The sequence below is a fragment of the Kribbella deserti genome, from assembly GCF_042434725.1.
GTDB lineage: Bacteria > Actinomycetota > Actinomycetes > Propionibacteriales > Kribbellaceae > Kribbella > Kribbella deserti.
In genome coordinates this window covers 1-1,467 of the sequence record NZ_JBHLTC010000072.1, presented here as the reverse complement: position 1 = coordinate 1,467, position 1,467 = coordinate 1, and the positions used below count along the sequence as shown (strand labels likewise).

1 protein-coding gene is annotated in these 1,467 nt (G+C 61.8%); it reads right to left on the bottom strand.

The window, feature by feature from the left end; genetic code table 11:
* A partial coding sequence (locus tag ACFFGN_RS36060; RefSeq protein ID WP_380057776.1) for a SpvB/TcaC N-terminal domain-containing protein occupies positions 1-1,109 on the bottom strand: 1,109 nt, incomplete at its 3' end.
* Positions 1,110-1,467 lie beyond the last annotated feature (358 nt).

The following is a 1,467-nucleotide window of genomic DNA, read 5'->3' as shown; positions in this document are numbered from 1 at the left end:
CTCAGCAACGACTTACCAAACGCACCCGTGATATACGACAACTCATACCGGCGCACCAACTCGTTGCCGAACTTCACCTCAACCTTACGCAACCGGTCCGCCGTCACCCGCTTAAAACCACCCCGGGCATCAATCAACTTATCCACCCGCAGCGACTCACCCTGAACCTGGCGATCCCGCACAAACGACACCGAATACTTACCCTCAACCGCCCCACGACCCGTGTAAGTGATCCGGTCCAGATACACATTCCAGCCCAGATCCGCACCCGGATCCGCCACACCCCTATCATCAACCTTCACATAGTGATACCGCACAAAATTGCCATGCAAATCACGCGTCTCCCGCAAAAACCACTGAAACCCATTCCCCACACCATCAGCCAGCACCGCCCCACCCGGCCCATAGGTCGACACCACACCAGCCTTGTCGGTCACCTCCCACGTGTACGACTTCGGCCCCGTCCCCTTCCGCACAATCCTCGCAAACTCGCCCTCAACCCGCGCACGAAAAACCTTGTCCCCCGTCGACCGCGCCACCGGCGCACCCCGATGCGCCACCGGCGTCAACTGCTGACCAGCAAACACATACGACTCAGTCTCCTTCGCCGCATCAAACCGCGGCACACCCCACCGCGTATCCACCACAAACGCCGGCACCCCCACATCCCAGCCCTGCCCCAGCCAGCCACTACCCCCACCCGACGAATACCCCACACTCAACAACGGCGCCATCCCACCACGCCCCGCAGGCACCTCAATCGGATACGACACACTATTATCGCCACCAGCCGACGCCCCCGGCACCGCGATCTCATTCACCTTCGCACCCGGACCCGCCGCCGCAATCCCCTTCAACCGATTCGGATTAAACGACTCATTCTCCGCATGCTCCGGCACCATCGCCGTCGCATTCACCATATCCGTGAAATGATCCGTCACCGACGTCACCGTCAACGCCTTCTCATCCACCCGCACCCGCTCCAACACCCGCCAACACAACGACGACTCATCAAAAAAATACGTATAAACATCCTGCGCCTTAAAACCAGCCGGCAACAACGCCGGATCATAAGGCAACGTCACCTCAACCGGCTTCACAAACTTCATCGGCGACGGCGTAAACCGAAAACCCCCCAACACCCGCCCCGTCACATTCGACAACCCCGAATCCAGCTTCGCCAACTCCGCACCACCAACCCCAGACACACCAACACTCACCGGCGCCCGCACCGCCCCCGGCGGAACCACCACCCTCGCCTTCCCCAACCCAACCGACACCGGCACCTTCCCACCAGGCGACACCACCACCTGCCGATCCGGCACACCACCAACACCCCGCACCGAACCCACACCCCGCCCCGCCGACGAACACCCCCCACCACCAACACCAACCGACACCCCGTCAGCCCCAGCCAACCGCGGCAACGAACCCACCCCCGCCACCGCAGAAACACCCCCACCACAC